Here is a 25,784-nt window from a genome sequence, read left to right as displayed (position 1 = left end):
TCGCGGCAGCTTCCATCCTGTCGAAACGATGGAAGCTGCCGCTACTGCTTAAAACTCTTCCCAATTGTTGCCCCCGGAGGCGCTGGAGGCCGCAGCGGCTGAAGAGCCGCCGGTGAAGGCGCTGGCCAGCTTGCCCATCATCGAGCGCGCCGGAGAACCGACCGGGCGGGAGGTGGGCTGGGCGGGTTTGATGCGCGATGCGGCCAAAGGCTTGGCGGCAGGCGCCCGTGGCGCAGGGGCTGGCTGATGGTTTGGCGCCCAGGATGCGGCCTCACCCGGCACCTTGAACTCGGCAATCAGGCTGACCAATGTGGTAGCGCTTTCAGCGAGCTTATGGGTCACGGCGGTGGTTTCCTCCACCATGGCCGCATTTTTCTGGGTGAACTGGTCCATATGGTTGACGGAGGTGTTGATCTCCTGCAAGCCGGTGCTCTGTTCACGCGAAGACGTGGCAATCTCGGCAATCAAGCCGTTGATCATCGACACCTGGCGCGAAATCGCGCCGAGCGCATCGCCGGTTTCGCGCACCAGCTTGACGCCACCAGCCACTTCCGTGCCGGATTTGCTGATCAGAAGCTTGATATCCTTGGCGGCATTGGCCGAGCGCTGCGCCAGTTCGCGTACTTCCTGGGCAACCACGGCAAAGCCCTTGCCTGCTTCGCCAGCCCGTGCGGCCTCGACACCGGCATTCAATGCCAGGAGATTGGTCTGGAAGGCAATTTCATCGATCACATTGATGATCTTGGAAATCTCACTCGAGGCTTGTTCGATCCGGCCCATGGCCGAAACTGCATCGGCCACCACCTGGGAAGAGCCTTCAGTGCTGACCTGGGCGTCGGCAGCAAGAGCCGAGGCCTGCTGGGCGCGGTCGGCGGCGCTGCGCACCGTGCCGGTGACCTGTTCCAGCGCTGCCGAGGTCTCTTCCAGAGAGGCTGCCTGCTGCTCGGTGCGGCTAGCCAGCGCGCCTGCGGCGCTGCGCATTTCATTGCCGCTGGCCTCGACCGACATCGCCTCATTGCGCAAACGCGCGAAGGCCAGGCTGAGGTTGTTGACGGAATTGTTGAAATCGACCCGGAGCGGTTCAAGTTCAGGAATAAACGACTGGTCGATCCGCGTCGTCAGGTCGCCGGTGCTCAAGCGGTTCATGGCAACCGCCAGCATATCGGCACAGTTTCGGATATTGGCGGCATCCGCATCCTTTTCAGCCTCACGCTCGGCCCGCTCCCGGTCGTTGCGTGCCCGCGTTTCATTTGCGTCCTGTTCCAGTTGCAGCTTCTTGAGCGCGTCTTCGCGGAACACTTCCAGCGCCCGGGCAAGAGCGCCGATTTCGTTGCGCAAGCCCTGATGCGGAACTTCGACATCGGTCCGGCCAGCGGCAAGACTGGACGCCGCCGCTGTCAGTTCCGGAATTGGGCGCATGGTCTTGCGGGTGATGAACACCATCAACAGGAGGGAGACCAACAAGGCGATACCCGCCGTGATCGCCACGGCCTGCCCCATCTGATTGCTGATACCGGCAATTTCGGCAACACGCACACCGGCATAGAGAATGCCGATGACAGAACCGGAGGAATTGATGATCGGCTTATAGATCGTATAATAGTCAGTGCCGAGAATGGCTGCCTGACCACGATAAGCTTCACCCTTGACCACTGCCGAATAGACCGCACCCGTTGAATCGAGCGGCGTGCCGACGGCACGCTCGCCATCCGGCTTGATGATATTGGTTGTGCGGCGAATGTAACCCCTGGTCGCGTCGTCCAGAGTAAACAGCGTCGCCGTCTGCCCCGTCATCCGGCCAATCGAATCGATCGTGTCATGATTGGCAAATTGCGCCGGCAGCGTCTGTGCCGAAATCCGCTCGACATTGCCATCCCTGCCCCAGCTGACCTTGACGCCAGGCACATCGCGCTCCAGCAACGTCGCCGCGACCCGCAGGCTGCTGTTCTGGCTATCGATGGCCTGCTGCGTCACACGCTCTTGAACCTGACCCGAAATCGTCCAGGCAACAGCGCCCAGAGATACAACCAATATCAAGGTCGTCACAACAGTGATCGTCCCGACCAACCCGAAACGGGATAGAAATTTCATTGCCAAACCCTCAAATATTTATGGTCCCTTGAGCCCAAAATATTTGACGAGTGTTAAGGCAAGATTGTCACAAACCTTTCTCCTGCCCGTAACCGCCAAGGCCTTTACGTGCCATCCCAAGGGAAACAGCGCCAATGCGGGACACTTGCCGCGTGCATCTATGGGTAAAAAAGTGCAATTATTTGATTATACAATAACATAAATACAGTGCTAAATTACTTGTTTCTAAACAATAAATTGTTCCATCCTGACCTGCTCTTGCAAAACAAAGAGCGGTTATGGTTAAACAACTGCTACCACAGAGAGAACAGATGCCCTTAGACAGTACAAAAAACCATTTGCGCCAACAAAGCCTTGCCCGCAGGGACGCAATTCCTGCGCATATTCGCGCCGATCATTCGACCGCAATTGCCCATCACGGCGCCGGTGCCATCCAGATTGCCCCTGGCACGATGGTTTCCGGCTTCCTGCCGATCCGCTCCGAAGTCGACACGCAACCGTTGATGGAGATGTTGCGCCAGCGCGGCGCCGATCTCTGCCTGCCTGTGGTTCTTGATCGCCAGACCATCTGCTTCCGGCAATGGCGTATGCAGGTGCCGCTGGTCGATACCGGGTTTGGCACCCGCGGTCCGGATAGCGAGGCAGAGGTGGTCGATCCGCAAGTCCTGCTGATCCCGCTGGCCGCTTTCGACCGGCATGGCAACCGAATCGGCTATGGAGCAGGCCATTACGATCGGGCGATTGCCCGTTTGCATCAGAAAGGCCTTAATCCGCTTCTGATCGGCATTGCATTTGACTGTCAGGAAGTGGCAGATGTGCCTTTCGAACCCCATGACGTCGCTTTGCATGCCATTTTGACGGAAAGTGGATACAAGAACTTCAAGACCTGACTGGATTTAAGGAATGCGGCTGCTTTTTCTGGGCGACATGGTTGGCAAGACAGGCCGTACGGCGGTCTGGGAAAAGCTGCCCGGCCTGGTCTCCGACCTGAAACTGGATTTCGTCATCGTCAATGGTGAAAATGCCGCTGGCGGCTTCGGGATTACCGAGGATATTTTCCTCGAAACCATCAATGCCGGCGCCGATGTCGTCACCACTGGCAACCACGTCTGGGACCAGAAGGAAGCGATCACCTTTTCCGGCCGCCACGACCAGTTCCTGCGCCCGGCCAATTATCCGGCAGGAACGCCCGGCAAAGGGTCCGGTCTTTATTATGCCCGCAACGGTGCGCGCGTGCTGGTCGCCAATATCATGGGCCGGGTATTCATGCATCCCGAACTGGACGATCCGTTCAAATCGGCGGAAACCATTCTCGCCGCCTGCCCGCTGAAGGAACAGGCCGACGCCATCATCTTCGACTTCCATGCCGAGGCCACCAGCGAGAAGCAATGTTTCGGCCATTTCGTCGATGGCCGCGCCAGTTTCGTGGTCGGAACCCACACCCATGTGCCGACCGCCGATCACCAGATTCTCAATGGCGGCACCGCCTATATGTCGGATGCCGGCATGTGCGGCGATTATGATTCGTCGCTCGGCATGGAAAAGGAAGAGCCGCTGAACCGCTTCATTTCGAAAATGCCCAAGGGCCGGTTTGAAGCAGCCCACGGCCCGGCGACGATCTGCGGCGTCGGCGTCGAGATTTCCGATAGCACCGGGCTCGCCGAAAAGATCGCCCCCTTGCGCATCGGCCCGCGCCTTGACGAGACCATCCCCGCTTTCTGGGCCTGAGCCTTCGGCTTCATATCCGGATTGCGCCGGGCAACAGCCCGATCAATCTTGCCTCTTGCCGGGACCGGTGTAAGGTCCCGCGCAGCACCGTAACGACATTCAACACGGGAAACTCACCATGCCTGCTTTCAAGACACTTGACGATCTCACCGATATCGCCGGCAAGCGCGTACTGTTGCGCGTCGACCTGAACGTGCCCGTCTCCGGCGGCAAGGTGACGGATGCAACCCGCATCGAGCGCGTCGCCCCGACCATCAAGGAACTGTCGGCCAAGGGCGCCAAGGTTATTCTGCTCGCCCATTTCGGTCGTCCCAAGGGCGAGCCAGTTGCCGATATGTCGCTGTCGCAGATCATTTCCGCCGTCGAGGAAGTGCTGGACCAGGCGGTCGCGTTTGGTGAAGACTGCGTTGGCGAACCGGCTGAAAGGGCCGTTGCCGCGCTGAACAACGGCGATATCCTGCTTCTGGAAAACACCCGCTTCCATAAAGGCGAAGAAAACAACGACGCCGACTTTACCGCCGAACTGGCCAAGAACGGCGACATCTACGTCAATGACGCCTTTTCCGCTGCCCACCGCGCCCACGCCTCGACGGAAGGGCTTGCCCATATTCTGCCCGCCTATGCCGGACGCACCATGCAGGCCGAACTGGAAGCGCTGGAAAAAGGTCTCGGCAAGCCGACCCATCCGGTGGTCGCCATTGTCGGCGGCGCCAAGGTTTCTTCCAAGATCGACCTGCTGATGAACCTGGTCAAGAAGGTCGATGCGCTCGTCATCGGCGGTGGCATGGCCAATACATTCATTGCCGCCCAAGGAATTTCTGTCGGCAAATCGCTGTGCGAACACGACCTGGCAGAAACCGCCAAGCAGATCATGATCGAAGCCGAAACCGCTGGCTGCACCATCGTGCTGCCGATCGACGGCGTCGTCGCCCGCGAGTTCAAGGCCAATGCCGCCAATGAGACCGTCAATGTCTCGGCCATTCCCGCCGACGCGATGATGCTCGATGTCGGCCCGCAATCGGTGGCGGTCGTCAATGACTGGATCACCAAAGCGGCAACGCTGGTCTGGAACGGCCCGCTCGGCGCCTTTGAAATCCCCCCCTTCGATACCGCCACCGTCTCTGCCGCAAAACACGCCGCAGAGCGCAGCAAGGCTGGCAAGCTGGTCTCGGTGGCCGGTGGCGGCGACACGGTCTCGGCGCTCAACCATGCTGGCGTTGTCGATGACTTTTCCTATGTTTCGACCGCAGGTGGCGCTTTCCTGGAATGGATGGAAGGCAAGGAACTGCCCGGCGTTGCCGTATTGACCCGTCCGGCTTAACAACCGGCGAAAAATAGGAGGTGCGGCACGGAACAAATGCCGCACCTGAATTTCTTTTAAAAAAGTTTGAATTTTAAAACGATTGAAACGATTTCAATCGTTTCAATGACTTAACGCCCCATTTTCCTCCTGAACAACATCTGTTACGCGATAACCAGTGGTAACGTTTTTGGGAGCATAGGACATGAGTGAGAGACTTGAAGACATCGCCGTCAAGATGATGGCTGATGGCAAGGGCCTTCTGGCAGCGGACGAGTCCACGTCCACCATCAAGAAGCGTTTCGACACGATTGGCCTCGAATCCACCGAAACCAGCCGCCGCGACTACCGCGAAATGCTGTTTCGCTCCGACGAGGCGATGAAAAAATACATTTCCGGCGTCATTCTCTATGAAGAGACGCTGTACCAGAAGGCTGCCGATGGCACGCCTTTCGTTGACATCATCAAGGCCGCCGGCTCCATCCCCGGTATCAAGGTCGATACCGGCGCCAAGCCAATGGCCGGTTTCCCGGGCGAAACCCTGACGGAAGGTCTGGACGGGCTGCGTGAGCGTCTCGCCAATTACTACAAGGCCGGTGCCCGCTTTGCCAAGTGGCGCGGCGTTATCGCCATTGCCGATGGCCTGCCGACCTGGGGTTCGATCAAGGCCAATAGCCAGGCGCTCGCCTATTACGCCGCCCTGTGCCAGGAAGCCGGCATCGTGCCGATCGTCGAGCCGGAAGTGCTGATGGATGGCGCTCCGGGCACCCACGACATTGCCAAATGCGCTGAAGTAACGGAATGGGTGCTGCGCACCGTGTTCCAGGATCTCTACGACGCCCGCGTCAAGCTCGAAGGCATGATCCTGAAGCCCAACATGATCATCGACGGCAAGAATGCCCGCAAGGCCTCCGTCGACGAAGTCGCAGCAGCGACCGTCAAGGTGCTGAAGGCCACGGTTCCTTCCTCCGTTCCCGGCATCGCCTTCCTGTCCGGCGGCCAGAGCACAGAGGAAGCAACCGCGCATCTCTCCGCGATGAATGCTGGCTACGACCTGCCCTGGACCCTGACCTATTCCTATGGCCGCGCCCTTCAGGATAGCGCCATTAAAACTTGGGGCGGCCGCAGCGAGAATGTTGCCGCTGGCCAGCGCGCCTTCACTCACCGCGCCCGCATGAACAGCCTGGCCGCGACTGGCACCTGGAAACAGGACCTGGAAAAGGCCGCCTGAGGTCAAGCATCGAACAGATTTGGTTCCAGCATCTTGAAGCCCCACCACACCCGGTGGGGCTTTTTTCTTGTCACCCTGACAGGATTTCATCTTCATTTCGGCAAAGCCGCTGCTATCGAGATCACGGTTGTTCATTACGTATCACCTGCAAGAAGGCCAACCATGATCTCCGTACCTTTCATCACTCTCGACGTCTTTACCGTTGAGCGGTTTCGCGGCAATCCTCTGGCGGTCATTCTCGATGGGCGCGGGCTGTCGGATGCGACGATGCAGGCCATTGCCGCCGAATTCGGTTATTCTGAAACCACCTTCGTCCTGCCTCCGACAGACACGGCCAATACCGCCCAGGTGCGGATCTTCACGCCTGTCATGGAAATACCTTTTGCCGGTCATCCCAATGTTGGCACAGCCATCGCCCTTGTCGGACAACCGACCTTGTTCGGCCAGTCCCTTGGCGACGATCTGCGCTTTGAGGAAAAAGCCGGTCTCGTCACCGTTCAACTGAGCCGCGATGATAATGGTCTGGTGAATGCCCGCATCCGTGCGCCCCAGCCTCTTTTCGTCAGCGGCCCGGTTGCAACAGCCGATCTGGCCGCCGCCATGTCTTTGGCTGAGAGTGACATTCAAACCGCAAACCATGCTCCGGCCTTTATTTCCGTCGGGTTGAAATTCATCGCAGCGGAGTTGACCGATCTCACCGCCCTTGGCCGCAGCAAGCCTGATCTTGCCGCTCTCAGCCGTCTGGTCGAAATCCATGCCGACCAGGAAACGGATGGCGCAACCTTTCTCTATTGCCGGATGTCGGAAAACCATATCCGCGCCCGGATGTTTTCGCCTTTCGACAATGTCGCGGAAGATCCGGCGACCGGTAGCGCCTCAGCGGCACTTGCCGCCTATCTGGCACAGCAGGCACCGGAAGCCGATCTTGACCAGACGCTGGTGATCGAACAGGGTGTTGAAATGGGTCGCCGCAGCCTGATAACAATCACCGTCCAGAAAGCAGGCGGCAACGTCGTCCGAACCGAGATTTCAGGCCACGCTGTGACCGTCATGCAGGGCACGCTCAGCATCGATCGTTGATCCACGCCATACAGAAACGGAAAACCAGCAATGCAATCAGGTCTGCGGGACGCATGGAAGCATCTGATCCCGGACGTGACGCCGATCAGTTCTTCAGAACAGGCCCGCTCCGCCCTCGGCGCGACGCTGGGCATTCTGATCACCGGCTTCATCAGTGCCTTATTGTTGGGATATTTTTGGCCGCAGCAAGCTGCAAGCCTGCCGGTGCTGATCGCGCCGATGGGAGCCTCCGCCGTGCTGCTGTTTGCGGTCCCCACCAGTCCGCTTGCCCAACCCTGGTCAATCCTTGGGGGCAATCTTTGCGCCGCACTGATTGGTGTGACCGTAGCGCAATGGGTGCCGGATCTGCTGCTTGCCAGCGCGCTCGCCATTGGCGGTGCGATTGCCGCGATGATTGCGTTGCGCTGCCTGCATCCGCCAAGCGGCGCCATCGCGCTGACTGCCGTGCTCGGCGGTCCCGGCATTCATGCGCTCGGCTATGGCTTCGTGCTTTGGCCGGTGGCTGGCAATTCCGTGCTGCTTCTGGCCAGCGCGCTGCTCTATAACCGGCTTGCGGGCCGCCGCTATCCGCATCGCGCCAAGCCTGCTTTGCCGCAAACGCCCGGCATTACTGATACCGCAGGCTTCCAGCGCCGCGATCTCGATGACGTCCTGAAGGATTACGACGCCTTTCTCGACATCGACCGCGACGATCTGGAGGATATTCTGCGCCGCACGGAGCTGCGCGCCTATCGCCGTCGCAGCAGCCATACGACCTGCGGCGCGGTGATGATTGCGGGCATTGCCGCCCTCTCTCCCGATACCACGCTGAGCGAGGCGCTGCACCGCCTGCGCCAGAGCCGCGTCAAGGCTTTGCCGGTGACCGCCGAAGACGCCACCATTCTCGGCATCGTCACGCAGACCGACCTGATGGACAAGGCAAGCTGGTCACGCGGCAAGCCAGTAATCGGTCTTGGCCGACGGTTGGCGCTGGCCTTGCAAGGTGCCTCTGCGCCAAACGGCACGGTCAAGGACATCATGACCACACCGGTGCGCACCGTCACGCCAGACGCACCGCTGTCTGAGGCCATCGTCACCTTTGCCGAAGCGGCCCTGCATCATTTGCCTGTCATCAACGCCCAGGCAAAGCTGATCGGCATGATCGCCCAAACGGATGTATTGATGGCCATGGTGCAGGCCTCGAACCAAAAAGCGTAAAGGCAGAGGTTAAGGCCGCACCAGCAGCGTTACGGTCCAGATGACAAAGGCCAGCACTGCAAGCTTCCAGAAGTCGCTGCGCTTTCGAAGGAATGGCAAGCCGAGCGGCCGGATCAGTTGCACGGCCATCGCCAGGATCAGAAAGGCGGATATTGCCTTGTTCATGTCTTTGGTCGCTACCTCTACGAAGCCAACGCATTTTAGCAGGAATGAAGCGCTTGTCCTCGGTCATACTGATATCACCGGGCAAAGGGAAGCAGGCTTTGCTTGGCCATCATCTGGCGGTTTGCGCCATACCCCATAAATAGCTGGAAAATCACCTGCTGTAACGTCGCAGTAACGACAGTTTGCCATAATTCATAAATCGACCCCATTCCGGGGAATAATGGCCCCACGCATTCCGCGACCCGCCACGCTTGGCCTTCGCCTCGACCCGTTCCGAAGTGATTTTGCATGACCCGAAACCTGCTACCTGTTCTCTCCCTCTTGCTTGGCACGCTTTTTCTGTTCCTTGGCAATGGCCTGCATGGGCTGCTTCTGCCGGTGCGCGGTTCCTTTGAAGGCTATTCCAATGAAGTACTCGGCCTGCTCGGCACGTCCTGGGCGGCGGGCTTTGTGCTTGGCTGTTTCATTGCACCCAAGCTGGTGATGCGGGTCGGCCATGTCCGGGCCTTTTCCTGCTTCATCGCCATCATCGCGATCATTTCGCTGATCACCGGCCTGGTCGTCGAGCAATATTCCTGGGTCGCCCTGCGAACGCTGACCGGCTTTTGCACCGCCGGCACCTCGATGATCATTGAAAGCTGGCTGAACGAGAGGGCCAGCAACGAGAGCCGTGGCTCGATCTTTTCCTTCTACATTTCCGTCACCCTGTTTGGGGTGGTCGGCGGCCAGATGATGGTGGCTTTCGGCAATATTCACACGCCAACGCTGTTCATGATCTGCGGCATTCTCTATTGCCTGGCCATGCTGCCCACCACCATGTCCAACGCTGCCTCGCCGCAGCCGTTGAAATCCGTCAAGCTGGATCTGCCGAAACTCTATCGCAATTCGCCGGTGTCCTTTGTCGGTATTCTGCTGATCGGCATTGCCAACGGCGCTTACGGCACCCTGGTGGCGGTGTTCGGCGCCCGCGTCGGCCTGCCGGATGTGATGATTGCCAGCATGTTGAGTATCACGATCTTTGCCGGTGCGGCGGCCCAGTTTCCGGCTGGCCGCCTGTCCGACCATACGGACCGGCGCTATGTTCTGGCCGGCATTGCCTCGGTCGCCCTGTTGGCCGCCCTTCTGCTTCTGGTGGTACGGCCACAGGCAGCCTTTATCCTGATCCCGCTTGTGGCGCTCTATGGGGCGGCGGCCAATTCGCTCTATCCGATTGCGGTCGCCCATGCCAATGACTTTGCCGACAGCGGCGATTTCGTCAAAGTGTCCGGCGGCCTGCTGCTGCTGTTTGGCATCGGTACGATTATCGGCCCGACCATCGGCGGCCCTGTCATGACGCTGTTTGGTCCCTATGCGTTGTTTGGAGTCACGGCCACCGCCCATGCTCTGCTGGTTGCCTATGCGATTTTCCGCAGCCGGTTGCGCCCCACCCTCACCTCCGAGGAAAAAGAGAATTTTTCCACAGGCCACGGCCCAGTCTCGACCATGATGGCCACCCCGCAATCGGCAACACTTGACCCAAGAGCTGAACGCATGGACATCAGTGGTGAAGAGCCCGCAAACAAGGAGGCATGAACCATGATGGAAGACCCCGACCGCCCACGCAAACCGCCGGAACACGAGATCGGTTGCGACCTTTCTCTCCTGTCGGCAAGCGAACTGGAGACGCGAATCACTTTGCTAAAACAGGAAATAGCCCGTCTCGAAACGGCAAAATCCAGCAAAATGGCGGGAAAAGCGGCAGCCGAGTCGCTGTTTCGCCCTTTAAAGTAGCAGGCCATGGTTCAAAATATTACAGCTGCTGATTATGGTAAAGATCACCCCGGAAACCCTCATAGGCGGCGGCAAGCAACGCCGCTTTGATCTATCCCGATGCAGTATTAACACAACATTAAGCATTTTATGCGAATGTATAACCTGTCCGGTTCTTCTGGATTCAGACGGTTTCACCAATCGGCGATTTGGTCTGATTTTTCTCCCTGTTTTACCTTGAGAGCCGCTTTTGCGGCTCTTTTTTTATGCCTTTCGACTTTGCCTAAAACTGTGGGAATTAACCCTTTCTTAAGAAACGACTTGCGCATTTGGGGTATTGGTAGCATCGTTCGCCCATGGAATTGGCGCTGGACTTCGTTAACCGCCGCGCTACGTCAATAAGTGATGCGTAAGACAGGGAAAATGTCGATGTCGGAACTTGGATTGAATACGGTCAGCTTTGCCGGGCGCGCTGCTTCGTCGTCGCAGTTCAAGGCGACCTATGCAGAGGGCATGGGGCTGGTCGAAGAAACCGCCGCATATCTTGACGGCCCCGGCCGTTCGGCTGCGAAGGTTCTGCCCCGCATGGCCTCCGTGCTCTATGCAGCTGAATCCATGCGCCTGACCACGCGCCTGATGCAGATGGCTTCCTGGCTCCTGTTGCAGCGCGCCGTCAACAATGGCGAAATGTCGCGCGACCAGGTGATTTCCGAAAAGAGCAAGGTGCGTCTTGATGGCTTCAATGTTGACCGCAATGCGCCAGGCTGGAACGATCTGCCGGAATCCTTCCGCGACCTGATCGAACGCTCGCTGCGCCTGCAGAACCGGATTGCCCTGCTGGACCGCGAAATCTATCGCCCGAATGACACATCCATCGTGCCGGACAATGAGAACAGCGTCCAGGCCCAGCTGAACCTGCTGCGCACGGCCTTCAACGCCAACTGAGAATCTTTGCTTATAAAGACACCATGCAGACGGATGAGTTCTGCATTCTGATCTCGGATTTTTAAACCCGGCCCTGCCCTGCAGAGCCGGGTTTTTCGCACTCGTATGCAGGATTCCGGATGCGTAATCAGAGAAGGCATTAACGCGCCGCATAAACCAAAAAAGCCCGGTCGAGGGACCGGGCTTTTTTGGAAGACATGCAAACGATGACTTAGAGGCCGAGGCCGCCGAAACGCTTGTTGAACTTGGAGAGACGGCCGCCGCGGTCCATGAGCTGCTGGTTGCCGCCGGTCCAGGCCGGATGCGACTTGGAGTCGATGTCGAGGTTCATGACCTGACCTTCGGTGCCCCAGGTCGAAAATGTTTCGTACTCGGTACCATCGGTCATGACGACCTTGATCTTGTGGTATTCGGGATGAATGTTAGCCTTCATGACGGTCTTCCTGATGTGCCGGGGGGTCTATTTGCCGCAATTGCGTCAGCCGACCCAATTCAATACATGAAGCCGGAGACTGGTAATGTCGCGGGCTTCCCAATTTGATGGGCTGCCTATACATGAAGGTCGCGAGGATAACAAGGCCCCCAGCACATAAGCTGGGATGGCAGGGGCGGAGTAGGGATCAGTGTCGGAAAACCAAGAACGCCAGGCAAAATCGAGCCGTAGTCTGAAGCCTCTCGCCAGGCTCAACCCTTACCTGATGCGGTATCGCGGCATGGCATTGGCGGCCCTGGTGTTTCTGGCTCTCGCCGCCGTCACCACGCTGGCGCTGCCGCTGGCCGTGCGCCGGATGATCGACCACGGCATGGCCTCTGCCGATGCTGGTTTCATCAACAAGTATTTTGCCATGTTGATCGTTCTGGCGCTGATCATGGCCGCGTCCAGCGCGCTGCGCTATTATTATGTCATCACCATTGGCGAGCGGATCGTCTCGGATATCCGCCGCGAAGTGTTCGATCATGTCAGCCGCCTGTCGCCTGCGTTTTTCGACGTCAACCAATCCGGCGAAATCGTCTCGCGGCTGACAGCCGATGCCACCCAGATTAAATCCGCCGTCGGTGCCAGCGCCTCTGTGGCATTGCGCAACATCATCATGTGTTTCGGCGCCATGGGCATGATGATCTATACCAGCCCGAAACTGTCGATCATGGTGCTGGCCGCTATTCCCGTCATTGTCTTTCCGCTGATTGCCTTTGGCCGCTCCGTGCGCCGCCGCTCCCGCCTTGCCCAGGACAGGCTGGCAGAGGCCGCAGCCTTTGCTGGCGAAAGCATCGGGGCTGCCCGCACGGTCCAGGCCTTCAACGGCGAGGCCGCGGCCAGCGCCCGTTACGGCGCTGCCGTCGAACAGGCTTTCCAGGCCGCCCGTATCGCCACACGCTCGCGGGCCATCCTGACCGGGGTTGCCATCACGCTGGTATTCGGCAGCATTGTCGGGGTGCTCTGGTATGGCGCCCAAAGCGTGCTGGCTGGAACACTGTCAGCGGGAACTCTGGGCCAGTTCCTGCTCTATTCCGTCATCGCCGCTTCATCGCTCGGCCAATTGTCTGAGGTCTGGGGCGAATTGATGCAGGCCGGCGGGGCTGCCGAACGGCTGACGGAACTGCTGGCCGAAGTCTCTGCCGTGCAATCGCCGGACCATCCAAAGCCCTTGCCTACTCCCGCCCGTGGCGAAGTGTGGTTTGAAAATGTCGAGTTTTCCTATCCCAGCCGCCCGGGGCGCTCCGCCGTCAAAGGCCTGAGCTTTGCCGTCGATGCCGGGGAAACCGTGGCGATCGTCGGACCATCAGGCGCAGGCAAAAGCACGATCTTCTCGCTGATTCTGCGGTTCTACGATCCGACAAGCGGACGCATCTGTCTTGATGGCAGTGATCTGCGCGACGTGTCAACGGAGGCATTGCGCGGCAGCATTGCCATCGTACCCCAGGATGTGACGATCTTTTCCGGCACGATCCACGATAATATTGCCTTCAGCTGCCCCGATGCCAGCCGCGAGGCGGTAATCGTTGCTGCCCGCGCCGCCCAAGCCACGGAATTCATCGACCGGTTGGAGCGTGGCTACGACACTGAAGTGGGTGAACGCGGCATCACGCTTTCAGGCGGCCAGCGTCAGCGCATTGCCATTGCCCGCGCCATTCTGAAAGATGCCCCGGTCCTGCTGCTGGACGAGGCCACCTCCGCGCTGGATGCCGAAAGCGAGACGCTGGTGCAAAAAGCACTGGACGAGCTGATGAAATCGCGCACCACCATCGTCATTGCCCACAGGCTGGCCACCGTGCTCAAAGCCGACCGGATTCTGGTCATCGATGATGGCAAGGTGGTGGAACAGGGTACCCACCAAAGCCTGATCCAGCAGGGCGGCATCTATGCCCGACTGGCCCGGCTGCAATTCCAGAGCGGAGCGCAGGATTTTCTGGCAGAAGCGAAATAGCCCATCAGGACGGGCGGGCCGCAAGAACATTGCGGCCAGCCACCCGGCCGGAAAACAGGCAGCCGCCGAGAAATGTGCCTTCCAGCGCATTATAGCCGTGCATTCCGCCGCCGCCAAAACCTGAGACCTCGCCTGCCGCATAAAGGCCCGGCACCGGCTCACCGGACATTTCCAGCACCCGGCCCTCAAGGTCGGTCTGCAAGCCGCCCAGGGTCTTGCGGGTCAGGATATGCAGGCGCACGGCGATCAACGGTCCCTTGGCCGGATCGAGCAGCCGATGCGGTGCAGCAGTCCGCATCAATTTATCGCCAAGATAGCGCCGGGCGCCTCTGATGGCGGTGATCTGCGCATCCTTGCTGAAGGTGTTGGCGATCTCCCGATCGCGCGCCTCGATCTGACGGCGGAGATGGGCTGGGTCCAATCGGCTCTCAACGCTGATCGCGTTCATCTTCGCCACCAGTTCCTCCAGATCCGTGCTGACGGCAAAGTCCTCACCCCGCTCCATGAAGGCCAGAACCGGACCGGTCGGGCGCTTGCCAAGCCGTTTCAGCAGGAGGCGGATATTGCGACCGGTCAGATCCGGGTTTTGCTCCGAACCGGACAGCGCGAATTCCTTCTTGATAATCGCCTCGGTCAGGATGAACCAGCTGTAATCGCTGCCTCGCTCGCGCAGGATTTTCAGCGTGCCCAGCGTATCGAACCCCGGCATGGCGGGCGATGGCAGCCGATTACCATCGGCATCGCACCAGAAGGAGGATGGGCCGGGCAGGATGCGAATGCCGTGATCGGGCCAGATCGGGTCGTGGTTCTTCACACCCTCGGTATAATGCCACATGCGGTCCCGGTTGATGACGCTGCCGCCCGCCTGCTCGGTAATGGCGATCATCCGCCCATCGACATGGGCAGGCACGCCGCAAACCATGGTGGCAGGCGGCTGACCCAGCCGGTCGACCGGCCAGTTCTGCCGCACCAATTGATGGTTGCCGCCAATGCCACCGGACGCAACGATGACCGCCTGGGCGGAGTAAGCGAAATCACCTTGTGGCTCACGGCTGCTCTTTTCACCCCGCAAAACGGCATCATTGGCCAGCACCGTGCCGGACACGCCCGTCACCCGTCCATCCCGGCGCTCCAGCGCATCGACCTGATGGCGAAACCGGAAGGTGATGCGCCCGGCCTCGGCCAGTGCCGTGGCCAGTTTGAGAAATGGTTCCAGCACGCCCGGCCCTGTCCCCCAGGTGACATGAAAGCGTGGCACCGAATTACCATGGCCATCGGCAAGCTGCCCTCCCCGCTCTGCCCAGCCAACAACCGGGAACCAGCGCATGCCAAGCTGATGCAGCCATGCCCGTTTCTCACCTGCGGCAAAGTGCAGATAGGCCTGCGCCCAACGCCGCGGCCAATAATCCTCCGGCCGGTCAAAGCCCGCCGAGCCGAACCAGTCCTGCTCGGCCAAGGCCAGGCTGTCACGCACCCGCATCAAGCGTTGCTCGGGACTGTCGATGAAAAACAATCCGCCCAGCGACCAGAAAGCCTGCCCGCCGAGGTTCTGCTCCCCCTCCTGATCGACGACACAGACCGACAAGCCCCGCCCCGCCGCCTCGGTTGCCGCAACCAACCCCGCCAGCCCCGCGCCAACCACGATCACGTCGAACTCGTCCATCACGCCCTCCCAAGCACATTTCGCTGCCATTCTCTCCCTGGCAGAAAAAAATTACTTTTACGCAAAGGTCAAAATAGAGCAAGTGGAAGGCAGGCTGTGCTCTTCCTACAACTTTACCGCTTTTCTATGGGACATTGGATAAAGCCGGGATGTGGGACGATAAAATCGTCGGCAGATCGATGTGTGGAAACCAGTTACCCTACAGAAACCGTTTTATTTCCAGCATATTCAGTCGCTAAAAAGATGTGCGGCCAGTGCTTCCTGCCGATCTCCCTCCGTGAGGGGGAGATGTCCGGCAGGACAGAGGGGGGGGGTAAGCGGCACAGAAAAACCTTAGCGTCGTCTAGTGTGCAATCTTCGTATAAGAGCCACACCCATTCATCTGCCCGTCTCACCGCTCCGTCAGTTTCAGCTCGATCCGTCGGTTCTGGGCGCGGGCTTCAGGCGTATCGCCAGGGGCAATCGGCTGGAATTCGCCGAAACCGGCAGCAGCCAGACGGTCAGCGGGAACGCCCTTGGAGATCAGGAACTTGACCACCGAGACAGCGCGGGCAGCAGACAGCGCCCAATTGTCTGGATAGCGGCCATTGCCTGAGAGCTGGACATTGTCCGTGTGGCCATCGACGCGTAGCACCCAATTGATATCAGGGGGAATTTCCTTGGCGAGATCGATCAGGGCATTGGCGAGCTTGACCATTTCCTCCTGGCCTTGCGGGTTCATGTCGGCCCCGCCGGAGGGAAACAGCACTTCCGACTGGAACACGAAACGGTCGCCGACAATGCGGATATTCTGCCGGTCTGACAGGATTTCGCGCAGGCGCCCGAAAAAGTCGGAGCGATAGCGATTGAGTTCCTGCACCTTCTGGGCCAAGGCCACATTCAGCCGCCGTCCGAGATCGGCGATTTTCGCTTGCGAATTCTGGTCCTTGGCCTCCGAGGCCTGCAAGGCCTGCTCGACAGCGGCGATCTGGGCGCGAAGTGCGGCGATCTGCTGGTTCAACAGGTCAATCTGGCTCATGGCGCGAGCGCTGACCTGCTGCTGCTCATCGAGCTTGCCGCTCAACTCGCCGATCTTTGCCTGGGCCTGGGCCGAATTCCCGGCGCCTGTGTCGAGCAGCGATTGTAAACGGCTGCGTTCCTTCTCGGACGTATCCAGCGAGGATTGCAGGTTGGCCAGTGCATCTTCCAGGTCCTGCTTGCCGCCTTTTTCCAGCGCCAGCATCTGTGTCAATTCGGCAATCTGGTTGTTCAGCCGGTTCAACACCTCGTCCTTGCCGGAAATTTCCCGGCTGAGCACGAATTGCGCCACCACGAAGACGGTGAGCAGGAACATGATGGCGATCAGCAGCGTCGACAAGGCGTCGACAAAGCCCGGCCAATAGTCGGCGCCGCGATCCCGCCTGCGGTTGCGCCCCAGGGCCATGGCTTACTTGCTCCCGAGCTTGTCGTTCAGCCGGTCCAGCGCCTTGCGCATGGCGCGGGTGTCTTCCTGCTGGGCTTCGATCCAGTCACGCAGCATCTGTTGCTCATTGCGCATGTTCTTAACCAGGCCCTGAATACCGTCCGACAAACCGCTCAGTGCTGCTGCCGAACGGTCGGAGCCGGAGGCAGGCTGCTGGGCGATCTTCTTCATCTGCTCCAGCAAACGCTCGATGTCGTGACCGGAAACGCCTGCCGGTACGGGTTGATCGGACCCGGTATCGGTGACGGAAGACAGCCAGTTTTCCAGCTCCGTATAGAACCGGTTCTGGGCACGGCCAGCCTGCAAATCGAGAAAACCGAGGATCAGCGAGCCGGACAGACCAAGCAGCGACGAGGAAAACGCAGTACCCATGCCGGCAAGCGGCGCGGAAAGTCCGTTTTTCAGGGTTTGCAGCACATCGCTGCCCTGCCCGCCCGAGCCGGCATCCAAGGTCTGGATGACATTGCTGATCGAGCTGATCGTGCCGATCAGGCCCCAGAATGTGCCGAGCAGGCCGAGAAACACCAGAAGGCCGATCAGATAGCGCGAAGTATCGCGCGCTTCGTCCAGCCGGGTGGCGATGGAATCGAGAATCGAGCGCAACAGCGTGGTCGACAGGCCCGTTGAGCGGCGATTGCCCAGCAGAGAGCGCATCGGCGCCAGCAATTTCGGCTCGCGTCCGGATTTATCGGCAGTGTCTGGCATCTGGAAATGGTTGAACCAGCGCACTTCCGAAATCAGCCCGACCACATGGGCGAAAATCAGGATGATGCCGACGGCCAATACCCCGAGAATGAGACCATTCAGGCCCGGATTGGTGTAAAATGCCTGTTCGGCCTGCCGAAACAGGATGGCCGCAATGAACCCGATGAGGATCAGAAAGATCAGCATCGTCAGAATAATGGGTGCCGGGCTTGAGAGTTTCGAGCCGTAACGGGCCGGTTCAGCGTCCGGGGCGTCCACATCCACATCCGTCATTGGCAGCACGTCTCCATTACAGGCAAGCGGTCGATCCCTTTCGCAAACCACGGGTCAAGCCTCTGAAAGGCTCGGCCCAGGCAGCGTGAAGTGGACGGAGGCTAGTTCAAATTCATGTCGAATTGAAGCGAAAACCGACGCTTTTAGGAAAGCGCCGAAAAAGCGACGCCTCCTCCGAGCCGATCAAGCCTTCGGCAAGGGCCGCTTGACCACTTCCAGCAGTGCTTTCTGGATATATTCATTGCCCGCGACAATATCGCCCCGGTCGAGACTATCGGTTCCGCCTGCCATATCGCTGACAAAGCCGCCCGCTTCGCGGATCAGCAACAGGCCAGCGGCGATATCCCAGGCATGCAAGCCCGTTTCCCAGAAACCGTCGAACCGGCCGCAGGCGACATAGGCGAGATCGAGAGCGGCGGCCCCCATGCGGCGCACGCCAGCCACTTCGCCCATGACATGGCGCAGTTCCAACAGCGCCTTGCCGTGATTGCCGCGGCCAAGATGCGGCATGCCGCAACCGATCACGCAATCCGACAGCACCTTGCGGGCGCCAACGCGAATGCGGCGATCGTTAAGGAAGGCGCCGCCGCCCTTTTCGGTCGTGTAGAGCTCGTCGGTGGCAGGGTTGAAGATCACGCCGGCAACGATTTCGCCATTGCGCTCCAGGGCGATGGAGACGGCAAATTGCGGAATGCCGTGCAGGAAGTTGGTGGTGCCATCCAGCGGATCGACGATCCAGCGATGCGCGCCATCGGTCCCCTTGATCTCTTCGCCCTCTTCTCCAAGGAAGCCGTAGGTGGGGCGGGCCTTCAGCAGGTCCTCGCGCACCAGTTTTTCAGCCTTCATATCGGCCTGGGAAACGAAATCGCCGGGACCCTTGACCGAAACCTGCAAGTTCTGCACTTCGCCAAAATCGCGCGACAGGGATTTCCCGGCCTTGACGGCGGCCTGGACCATGACATTGAGAAGGGCTGAGCGAGCCATAGCGGTTTCCTTAGACTGAATGATGCAGCAGGCCGTCACCCGCCATCACCCGGATGGAGGTTGGGCGCGGCCCTTTTAGCGGCGTGCAAAGATTGAGCGGTTCAAGACCACAAAATCTGGCGCAATTCAAGTCCCTGCGCAATTCAGGTGGCGGCGGGCGGCTGATCCGGCACATCGGTGCCATCGCCGGGATTTCGTCCTTGTCTGCATCATTTTTGGTCTGCATCATTTTCGGGGACGTCATTTTGCGGCTGGCCCCCAACTTGCCCCCCGACTGGCGGCATGGAGACGCCCGGAAGTCCGGTCGGGTCAACGGGCGGTGGCGTAACCGGCTTTACCGGCTTGGCGACGACATCGCCGACCGCTGCCTTCGCTGCATTTTTGCCGGTTGCCGCGCCCTGCGCCTTCGATACCGGGCGGCCCAGCCTATGCTGGCCAGTCCGGTATTTGTTGGCCGCTTCAATTGCTTGTTTCTGCTGGCTATCCGGCAGACCGAGATAGAAATCCTCAAGGGCCGGATCGGCAAGGCCCGCCCGACGCGATAGCACATACCATTTCGCCGCCTCGACCGGATCAGGCCGGGTGCCGAGCGCCGCCACATAAACATGCGCCAGCCGGTTCTGGGCCGCGACATTGCCGCGATTGGCGGCAATCCGCAACCATTTGAAGCCCTGCTCCAGATCCTGCGGCCCGGCAATACCGTTGATCAACCAGATGCCGATATCAAGCTCTGCGGTATCGAAACCGGCACGCGCCGCCCGCACCAGCCATTCGCGCGCCAACTGACGCTTTTCCGCCGGCACTTCCGGCAGGTTGCGATAGATCTGAGCGACAGCATATTGCGCATCCGCGATGCCCTGTTCGGCCGATTGCTCGTAAAAAGGCAGCGCCAGCAGCAATCCCTTCTTGCCGGGATTTTCAGAAACCAGCAATTGCGCCCAATTGAACTGGGCCGACGCATTGCCCGCTTCCGCTGCCCGGCGCATATAGTCATCGGCCAGCTTTCGGTCGGGCGCCACATACTGCCCTTCGATCAACATCAGCGCATATTTGAACATTGCCGCCGGATCGCCGCCTTCGGCGGCTTTGGCATACCAGAAAGCCGCTCCCTTCATGTCGCGCTTGACCGCCAGTCCACGGGTCATCAACTCGGCAAGCAATGTCTGCGCGGCGGGGTCGCCCTTCTCGGCAAGCGGCAGGGCGTAATCGAAGGCGGTGGCAAATAGCCCGCGCTGGAACGCGCCATAGGCAAGATCGACCTTGCCGGTATAGGGCTTTTCCGGCGGTAGGTCCGGCAGCGGAATGCCCATGCGCTCCATCAGCGTAATGCCGCCGACCGGTCCCGCATCCTTGATACCCGGCCGCTGGACCTTGCCAGCATCCTCGCCCGACACCGGACCGGAAAGCTCGCTTGGCCTGACAAAACCATTGGTCCCGTCAGAGCCCGCGGTATTTTCGGGAGCCGTCTTATCATCGGGAGCGCCCGGCATCTCGACATTGCTCCCCGGCTTTGGGCCTCGCCCTTGCTCGCCAGCTTTTTCCGATGGCGTTTCAGTGGCGGTCTGATTGCCCGCCTCGCCTGATTTGCCGTCATCCGCCTTCACCTCAGGCTCCGCCACCGTGGGCGAGGATGCAGCAGGCGGAACCTGCGCATAAACACCGATATCCATGACCGTCGGACAAGCCAGCGCCAAGACCAGACTGGCACAGACGGATCGTCCAGACAGCAACTGGAATTTAGCCAAACGGGTTAGGGCAAGACGGGTCAAGACAAGACGAGGTAGGGCAAGGGTCATTGAGGCGTTCAATCCTCAAACCGTGGCGCTTTTTCGTCAAGCAAAGCATTTACCTGAGCAACCACGGTGGCGGCTGCCTCCGGATCATCGAACACTGCCCTGGAGAGCGCCGCAAATTCCGCGCCGGTTTCAGCAACGGCCAGGGCCGATTGCGGATCTGCACCGCCCATGACGATGCAGGGGATTTCCACCATCGACGACCACCATTCGCCTAAGGCCAGGTTTTTAGAATGCGCTTCCGGCTTGATATCGCCGTCCAGCTTGCCAAAGAACATGTAGTCGGGGTTGGCATCGCCAGCCTCCAGCGCATGGTGCCGGTCGCGGGCAGCACCGGAGCCGACAATCATCTTCGGTGTGAATTTTTCCACCGCCTCGGCCAGCGCCTCGACATCGCCGCTGATATGCAGGCCATCGGCCTTGGCGCGACCGGCAACCCGGCTATTGTCGGCGATGATGGCAGCGGCACCCGCCGCCTGAACCAGTGGCACGACCGCTTCGGCCTGGGCCTGAAACGTGTCGTCATCGAAATCATATTGCGGGATGATCACCGAGGCGACATCGCCACCCTTCAAGGCATTGCCGACAGTCGTGGCAAGCATCTGCACATCGGCAATCTGCGGCGTGATAAGAACGAGCCGGCAGCGGCTTTGGAACTTGGGCGACTTTGACGACTTGGACATGGCGATTTCCGTCTTCTTGATGGCAAGAGCAAGGGAGGCGATCCGGGCCAAAGCGCCCTGCACCCTTTATATAGGGCATATAAGGTGCTGTAGCACGTCATGCCTGTGGCATGATTTTCTCTTTAAACCGTTTGTGATTTAAAGAATGATGCCGAAGCCTCTGTTGCTCTCGTTTTTGTTGGCACTCTCTCTGCGGCGAAAGGATCTCGCCATGTTTGCAGGAAGTCGATAGACCGGACTGAGGAAAGGATCAACACCAACTGTCAGAGACAGCCGCCGCCTTGTGGGGAAGATACCCATCCCTACAGATACCAGCACCCCAAGACACCATCGCGGAAATTCAAACATTCATGCTGCCAGATCTCTCATTCCTGCTTGCCGCCATTCCCGCCGTCATGCTGGTCGGCCTGTCCAAGGGCGGCCTGGGCGGCGCTTTCAGTCTGCTTGGTGTGCCAATCCTGGCGCTCGTCGTGCCGCCGATGACGGCTGCGGCGATTTTCCTGCCGATCCTGCTGGTCATGGACCTGGTCGCTCTGCACGCCTGGCGCCACCATGGCGACTGGCGCACTTTTTTCCTTCTTTTGCCCGGCGCCATTGCCGGGATCGCCTTTGGCTGGGCCACATCGGCCCTCATCCCGGCCGATGCCATGCGGCTCGTGCTCGGCGCCATCACGGTTGTGTTTGCCGGGCGCTATTTCCAGCGACGGTTGCGCGGCGAAGGCCATGATGCAAGACCGGCAAAACCGCAGCGCGCCGTGGCCGCCACGGGCTGGGGCACGCTGGCAGGCTATGGCAGCTTTGTCGCGCATGCCGGCGGCCCACCGTTTGAAATCTATGCCCTGCCGTTAAAGCTCGACCCCAAAACCTATACCGGCACCAGCGTGCGGTTTTTTGCCTGCCTCAACGCCATCAAGGTCATTCCCTATATGGCACTCGGCCAGCTGGATTTCAGCAATTTCACCCTGTCGCTCAGCCTGCTGCCGGTGGCGCTGCTGTCCACCATGGCCGGCGCCATGGTGGTGCGGCGCATGAAGGCGCAGACCTTCTATCCGCTGATCTATGCCATGACGCTCATCGCCGGACTGAAACTGTTTTGGGACGGTTTGTTTTTCCTGTAATACGATGGGCCATTGACGATGGGGCATCCTATTGCTTTTGCAAATATCTCAAGACGCGGGATAAGACATTTGCCACAGAAGGGGATTGCAAAATTGACGACAATCAAAATCCCGATAAAATTGCATTTTCGCATCGCACAATTGCGCTTGCCGGACGGCAGGATGTATCATAGCTTGCGCATATGACGACAATCGATCCATTCTCGGCTATTGCCGATCCCAACCGACGCCATTTGCTGGAAGAGTTACGCCGTGCACCCCGCACGGTAAACGATCTGGCCAAGGGCCTGCCGATCAGCCGGCCGGCCGTCTCCCAACATTTGAAGGCGCTGCTGGATTGCAATCTGGTGACAGTGGCCACTCAGGGCACCAAGCGGATCTACTCGGTCAACAATTCCGGCTTCAACCGGCTGAACCTGTGGCTGGACCAGTTCTGGAACTGACGGTGGGATCGGTTCGCATGGGGACCGGCGTGACAATAAAGCCGTGCCAATATCGGCATGACCGGCGCGAATATTTCGTTCGCCACAGCGCCTCTGGCGCTCCCAATCGTTTATAGCACCGAGTGATCCCACTTCCCAAAACAACCCACAAAAAAGGCCCCGAAGGCAATCAGCGCTTCGGAGCCTGGTTTCGGTCAAGAGCGGCAATGTTTGGCGCTCCTGGATCATGGAAAGAGTATCAAGACAGCGGCGGTAACGCTACATCACCGTGCGTTTTGTAAAACGCACAAAGTAAGTGAGACAATTCATCCGCCGACTGACGATTCAAAGGGCCTGTTGACTGTATGAAATCCTTAAATCGGGCCCGATTTAAGGGGGCATCATCCAGCCTTTAATGTCGTGTTGACTTCAGGCGCTCCATTTCATCCTTGAGGCGCAATTTGAGGCGCTTGAGTTCCAGAATTTCCTTGTCGTCGGTCGAGGGAGAGGAAAGGGCGGCATGTAGTTTCTCCTCCAAAACTCCATGCTTCTTGGCAAGCGATTCAATATGAGCCTGAATGGTCATTTGATTCTATCCTTCCTTTTCAACCTCCAGCATCCATCGCTGGAGCTTCTTGGTTTGCGACAGCAGTGTGACACGATCGCTTGCCGATGTCTAAGGCGAAAACCTGAATTTATGAGGGCAATTTCATGTTGGCACAGGCGACGCTTCCCATCTCGGGTCACTCCCATGCGTTAGGCCTCTCTAAACGCAAAGAAAATTGATGGACTGAAAGACACAGCCGCTGCCGATGAAATTATGCGAAAGGGCTAACTTCCCGTTACCGACGTTTGGTGATAGGAGCTTGCGCCATTCCACCATGCATCAGAAATAGATGCAGCCAGCGACAAGATGGGGACAGACGGATGCCGGATCAGGACCACGCGGATACAAGGCTTCAACTCGCACGCCTTCGTCAGGAACACGAGGATTATGATGCTGCGATCAACGCCATGGTTCAGGTCGGCTGCGATGCCTTGCGGATCCAGCGGATGAAGAAGAAAAAGCTTGCCATCAAGGACAGGCTGACCAAACTGGAAGATCAGCTCATTCCCGATATCATTGCCTGAGAAAAGGGTGCCGCCGATGCAGGATGAAAGACCGCCCGTCGCCATCATCATGGGAAGCCAGTCCGACTGGGAAACCATGAAGAACGCTGCCGACACCCTGGACGCACTTGGCGTCAGCTACGAGGCGCGCATCGTCTCGGCCCATCGCACCCCAGACCGCATGGTCGCCTTTTCCAAGGGCGCGCGCGACGAAGGCTTCCAGGTGATTATCGCCGGAGCTGGCGGGGCCGCCCACCTGCCCGGCATGGTCGCCTCGATGACAGCGCTTCCGGTTTTCGGCGTGCCGGTCCAGTCGAAAACCATGTCCGGCCTCGACAGTCTCTATTCCATCGTGCAGATGCCAGCCGGCATTCCGGTCGGAACGCTCGCCATCGGCCGGGCCGGCGCCGTCAATGCCGCCCTGCTGGCGGCACGGGTGCTGGCGTTGCAGGATGCCGATCTCGCCGACCGGCTGGACGACTGGACCGACAACCAGACTGCCGCCGTTGCCGACTATCCCACCGACGAAGCTCCCTGAGGCTTATAAACTGTACGGATCACACGCGTGAAGACCATTGGAATTATCGGCGGCGGCCAGCTTGGCCGCATGCTTGCCATGGCCGCAGCAAGGCTGGGGCTGAAGACCATCGTGCTGGAACCGCAGGCCGACTGTCCGGCGGCCCAGGTCGCCAACCGGCAGATCACCGCCGATTACGCCGACGAGGCAGCCCTTGCCGAACTGGCCGCCAGTTGCGACGTGGTCACCTATGAATTTGAAAACGTGCCGGTCGCAGCCGCCGAAGCCCTGGCGTGCACCGTGCCGGTCTACCCCCCAGCCAAGGCGCTCGCCGTGTCCCAGGACAGGTTGAGCGAAAAGCGCTTCCTCAACGACAATGGCATTGCCACCGCCCCGTTTCGCACCGTCGACAGCCAGGCGGACCTGGAGCAGGCATTGGCCGAATTCGGTGGCGAAGGCGTGCTTAAAACCCGGCGCTTCGGCTATGACGGCAAGGGCCAGCGGGTCTATCGCAAGGGGGACGAGGCCAGTGGCGGCTATCAGGCTCTTGGCGCCGTGCCGCTGATTCTCGAAGGCTTCGTGCCGTTTGCGCGGGAAATCTCGATCATCGCCGCCCGTTCGATATCAGGCGAAATCGCCTGCTACGATCCGGCTGAAAACATTCATCGCGACGGCATTCTGCACACCTCCACCGTGCCTGCGTCGATTTCGCCGCAGACCGCCGCTGCCGCCAAAAGTGCGGCGGAAAAACTGCTGAGCGGTCTCGACTATGTCGGCGTGGTGGGTCTCGAGCTGTTCCTGATGGCCGATGGCAGCCTGATCGCCAATGAAATGGCCCCGCGTGTCCACAATTCCGGTCATTGGACGGAAGCGGCCTGCGTGATCTCGCAATTCGAACAGCATGTCCGCGCCGTTGCCGGCTTGCCGCTGGGCGATCCGGCCCGCCACGGCGATTGCGTCATGACCAATCTGATCGGCGACGACATTGATGCTGTTCCAGATTGGCTGGCGAAGCCGGGTGTGCTCGTCCATCTCTATGGCAAGGCCGAAGCACGGCCCGGCCGCAAAATGGGACATGTCACCGAGGTCAGGAACCGGGAATAACCTACCATCAACGGGCAAAATGCCCGGTTTTCCGGTTG

24 protein-coding genes and 1 pseudogene are annotated in these 25,784 nt (G+C 59.5%); 15 read left to right on the top strand and 10 right to left on the bottom strand.

Annotated elements, in window-relative coordinates; genetic code table 11:
• Nucleotides 1-48 precede the first annotated feature (48 nt).
• The gene (locus tag V6582_RS14465; protein ID WP_156634683.1) at nucleotides 49-2,091 is read right to left on the bottom strand and encodes a methyl-accepting chemotaxis protein; all 2,043 of its coding nucleotides are present in this window, start codon (nucleotides 2,089-2,091) and stop codon (nucleotides 49-51) included.
• A gap of 311 nt (nucleotides 2,092-2,402) precedes the next feature.
• On the opposite strand from V6582_RS14465, the gene V6582_RS14460 reads away from it, so the two are divergent.
• The 6 genes from V6582_RS14460 (at nucleotide 2,403) to V6582_RS14435 (ending at nucleotide 8,627) form a co-directional block, all read left to right on the top strand.
• Nucleotides 2,403-2,981, top strand: a complete 579-nt coding sequence (locus tag V6582_RS14460) for a 5-formyltetrahydrofolate cyclo-ligase (protein ID WP_156634684.1) — start codon at nucleotides 2,403-2,405, stop codon at nucleotides 2,979-2,981.
• Nucleotides 2,982-2,994: 13 nt separating this feature from the next.
• Nucleotides 2,995-3,819 (top strand): TIGR00282 family metallophosphoesterase, encoded by an 825-nt coding sequence (locus V6582_RS14455; protein WP_156634685.1) that lies wholly within the window; start codon nucleotides 2,995-2,997, stop codon nucleotides 3,817-3,819.
• Between the two features lie 118 nt (nucleotides 3,820-3,937).
• Entirely contained in the window at nucleotides 3,938-5,140 is a 1,203-nt protein-coding gene (locus tag V6582_RS14450; protein ID WP_156634686.1) for a phosphoglycerate kinase, read from the top strand.
• Between the two features lie 184 nt (nucleotides 5,141-5,324).
• A complete protein-coding gene (locus tag V6582_RS14445; RefSeq protein WP_156634687.1) occupies nucleotides 5,325-6,350 on the top strand; it encodes a class I fructose-bisphosphate aldolase in 1,026 nt (341 codons plus the stop codon).
• A gap of 162 nt (nucleotides 6,351-6,512) precedes the next feature.
• The gene (locus V6582_RS14440) at nucleotides 6,513-7,430 is read left to right on the top strand and encodes a PhzF family phenazine biosynthesis protein (protein ID WP_156634688.1); all 918 of its coding nucleotides are present in this window, start codon (nucleotides 6,513-6,515) and stop codon (nucleotides 7,428-7,430) included.
• Between the two features lie 42 nt (nucleotides 7,431-7,472).
• On the top strand, nucleotides 7,473-8,627 hold the full coding sequence (locus V6582_RS14435) for an HPP family protein (RefSeq protein WP_197434512.1): 1,155 nt from the start codon (nucleotides 7,473-7,475) through the stop codon (nucleotides 8,625-8,627).
• 9 nt (nucleotides 8,628-8,636) lie between these two features.
• On the opposite strand, the gene V6582_RS14430 is transcribed toward V6582_RS14435, so the two are convergent.
• Complete coding sequence (locus tag V6582_RS14430; protein WP_197433848.1) at nucleotides 8,637-8,792, bottom strand: hypothetical protein; 156 nt, start codon at nucleotides 8,790-8,792, stop codon at nucleotides 8,637-8,639.
• A 288-nt stretch (nucleotides 8,793-9,080) separates the two neighbouring features.
• Between V6582_RS14430 and V6582_RS14425 the strand changes: the two genes are divergently transcribed.
• The 3 genes from V6582_RS14425 to V6582_RS14415 all read left to right on the top strand — a co-directional run bounded on the left by V6582_RS14425 (nucleotide 9,081) and on the right by V6582_RS14415 (nucleotide 11,486).
• Complete coding sequence (locus V6582_RS14425) at nucleotides 9,081-10,364, top strand: MFS transporter (RefSeq protein WP_156634690.1); 1,284 nt, start codon at nucleotides 9,081-9,083, stop codon at nucleotides 10,362-10,364.
• Between the two features lie 3 nt (nucleotides 10,365-10,367).
• Complete coding sequence (locus V6582_RS14420; RefSeq protein ID WP_156634691.1) at nucleotides 10,368-10,562, top strand: DUF1192 domain-containing protein; 195 nt, start codon at nucleotides 10,368-10,370, stop codon at nucleotides 10,560-10,562.
• 408 nt (nucleotides 10,563-10,970) lie between these two features.
• The gene (locus V6582_RS14415) at nucleotides 10,971-11,486 is read left to right on the top strand and encodes a DUF1465 family protein (RefSeq protein WP_015917048.1); all 516 of its coding nucleotides are present in this window, start codon (nucleotides 10,971-10,973) and stop codon (nucleotides 11,484-11,486) included.
• A 211-nt stretch (nucleotides 11,487-11,697) separates the two neighbouring features.
• On the opposite strand, the gene rpmE is transcribed toward V6582_RS14415, so the two are convergent.
• Nucleotides 11,698-11,919 (bottom strand): 50S ribosomal protein L31, encoded by a 222-nt coding sequence (gene rpmE / locus V6582_RS14410; RefSeq protein WP_015917049.1) that lies wholly within the window; start codon nucleotides 11,917-11,919, stop codon nucleotides 11,698-11,700.
• Nucleotides 11,920-12,109: 190 nt separating this feature from the next.
• Between rpmE and V6582_RS14405 the strand changes: the two genes are divergently transcribed.
• Nucleotides 12,110-13,912: an ABC transporter transmembrane domain-containing protein gene (locus V6582_RS14405; RefSeq protein ID WP_337739405.1), complete on the top strand. Its 1,803-nt coding sequence runs from the start codon at nucleotides 12,110-12,112 to the stop codon at nucleotides 13,910-13,912.
• Between the two features lie 4 nt (nucleotides 13,913-13,916).
• On the opposite strand, the gene V6582_RS14400 is transcribed toward V6582_RS14405, so the two are convergent.
• From V6582_RS14400 to V6582_RS14375, 6 genes and pseudogenes are all read right to left on the bottom strand, one after another.
• Nucleotides 13,917-15,575: an FAD-binding dehydrogenase gene (locus V6582_RS14400; RefSeq protein WP_349508879.1), complete on the bottom strand. Its 1,659-nt coding sequence runs from the start codon at nucleotides 15,573-15,575 to the stop codon at nucleotides 13,917-13,919.
• Between the two features lie 391 nt (nucleotides 15,576-15,966).
• Entirely contained in the window at nucleotides 15,967-16,998 is a 1,032-nt protein-coding gene (locus V6582_RS14395; protein WP_156634853.1) for a peptidoglycan -binding protein, read from the bottom strand.
• A 3-nt stretch (nucleotides 16,999-17,001) separates the two neighbouring features.
• On the bottom strand, nucleotides 17,002-18,015 hold the full coding sequence (locus tag V6582_RS14390) for a flagellar motor protein MotA (RefSeq protein WP_156634852.1): 1,014 nt from the start codon (nucleotides 18,013-18,015) through the stop codon (nucleotides 17,002-17,004).
• Between the two features lie 183 nt (nucleotides 18,016-18,198).
• On the bottom strand, nucleotides 18,199-18,999 hold the full coding sequence (locus tag V6582_RS14385) for an inositol monophosphatase family protein (protein ID WP_156634851.1): 801 nt from the start codon (nucleotides 18,997-18,999) through the stop codon (nucleotides 18,199-18,201).
• Between the two features lie 440 nt (nucleotides 19,000-19,439).
• Nucleotides 19,440-20,489, bottom strand: a pseudogene (locus tag V6582_RS14380) (tetratricopeptide repeat protein); the annotation flags it as partial.
• Nucleotides 20,490-20,803: 314 nt separating this feature from the next.
• Entirely contained in the window at nucleotides 20,804-21,475 is a 672-nt protein-coding gene (locus V6582_RS14375) for a thiamine phosphate synthase (protein ID WP_156634850.1), read from the bottom strand.
• A gap of 350 nt (nucleotides 21,476-21,825) precedes the next feature.
• Between V6582_RS14375 and V6582_RS14370 the strand changes: the two genes are divergently transcribed.
• Both V6582_RS14370 and V6582_RS14365 read left to right on the top strand, forming a co-directional pair.
• Nucleotides 21,826-22,593: a sulfite exporter TauE/SafE family protein gene (locus V6582_RS14370; RefSeq protein WP_156634849.1), complete on the top strand. Its 768-nt coding sequence runs from the start codon at nucleotides 21,826-21,828 to the stop codon at nucleotides 22,591-22,593.
• Nucleotides 22,594-22,775: 182 nt separating this feature from the next.
• Nucleotides 22,776-23,036 (top strand): ArsR/SmtB family transcription factor, encoded by a 261-nt coding sequence (locus V6582_RS14365; protein ID WP_060718245.1) that lies wholly within the window; start codon nucleotides 22,776-22,778, stop codon nucleotides 23,034-23,036.
• A 391-nt stretch (nucleotides 23,037-23,427) separates the two neighbouring features.
• On the opposite strand, the gene V6582_RS14360 is transcribed toward V6582_RS14365, so the two are convergent.
• On the bottom strand, nucleotides 23,428-23,601 hold the full coding sequence (locus V6582_RS14360) for a YdcH family protein (RefSeq protein ID WP_015917059.1): 174 nt from the start codon (nucleotides 23,599-23,601) through the stop codon (nucleotides 23,428-23,430).
• A gap of 341 nt (nucleotides 23,602-23,942) precedes the next feature.
• Here V6582_RS14360 and V6582_RS14355 point away from each other — a divergent pair, with 341 nt between their 5' ends.
• Genes V6582_RS14355 through V6582_RS14345 form a run of 3 tightly spaced genes read left to right on the top strand, consistent with a single transcriptional unit; the run spans nucleotide 23,943 to nucleotide 25,746 of the window.
• Entirely contained in the window at nucleotides 23,943-24,146 is a 204-nt protein-coding gene (locus V6582_RS14355) for a YdcH family protein (protein ID WP_041697050.1), read from the top strand.
• A 16-nt stretch (nucleotides 24,147-24,162) separates the two neighbouring features.
• Nucleotides 24,163-24,663 (top strand): 5-(carboxyamino)imidazole ribonucleotide mutase, encoded by a 501-nt coding sequence (purE, locus tag V6582_RS14350; protein WP_015917061.1) that lies wholly within the window; start codon nucleotides 24,163-24,165, stop codon nucleotides 24,661-24,663.
• A 27-nt stretch (nucleotides 24,664-24,690) separates the two neighbouring features.
• The gene (locus V6582_RS14345) at nucleotides 24,691-25,746 is read left to right on the top strand and encodes a 5-(carboxyamino)imidazole ribonucleotide synthase (protein WP_337739416.1); all 1,056 of its coding nucleotides are present in this window, start codon (nucleotides 24,691-24,693) and stop codon (nucleotides 25,744-25,746) included.
• Nucleotides 25,747-25,784 lie beyond the last annotated feature (38 nt).

Origin of the sequence: Agrobacterium vitis (genome assembly GCF_037039395.1) — a bacterium.
Taxonomy (GTDB): Bacteria; Pseudomonadota; Alphaproteobacteria; order Rhizobiales; family Rhizobiaceae; genus Allorhizobium; species Allorhizobium vitis_E.
Note: the sequence above shows the minus strand (reverse complement) of the source record. Positions and strands in the feature narration are given on the sequence as shown.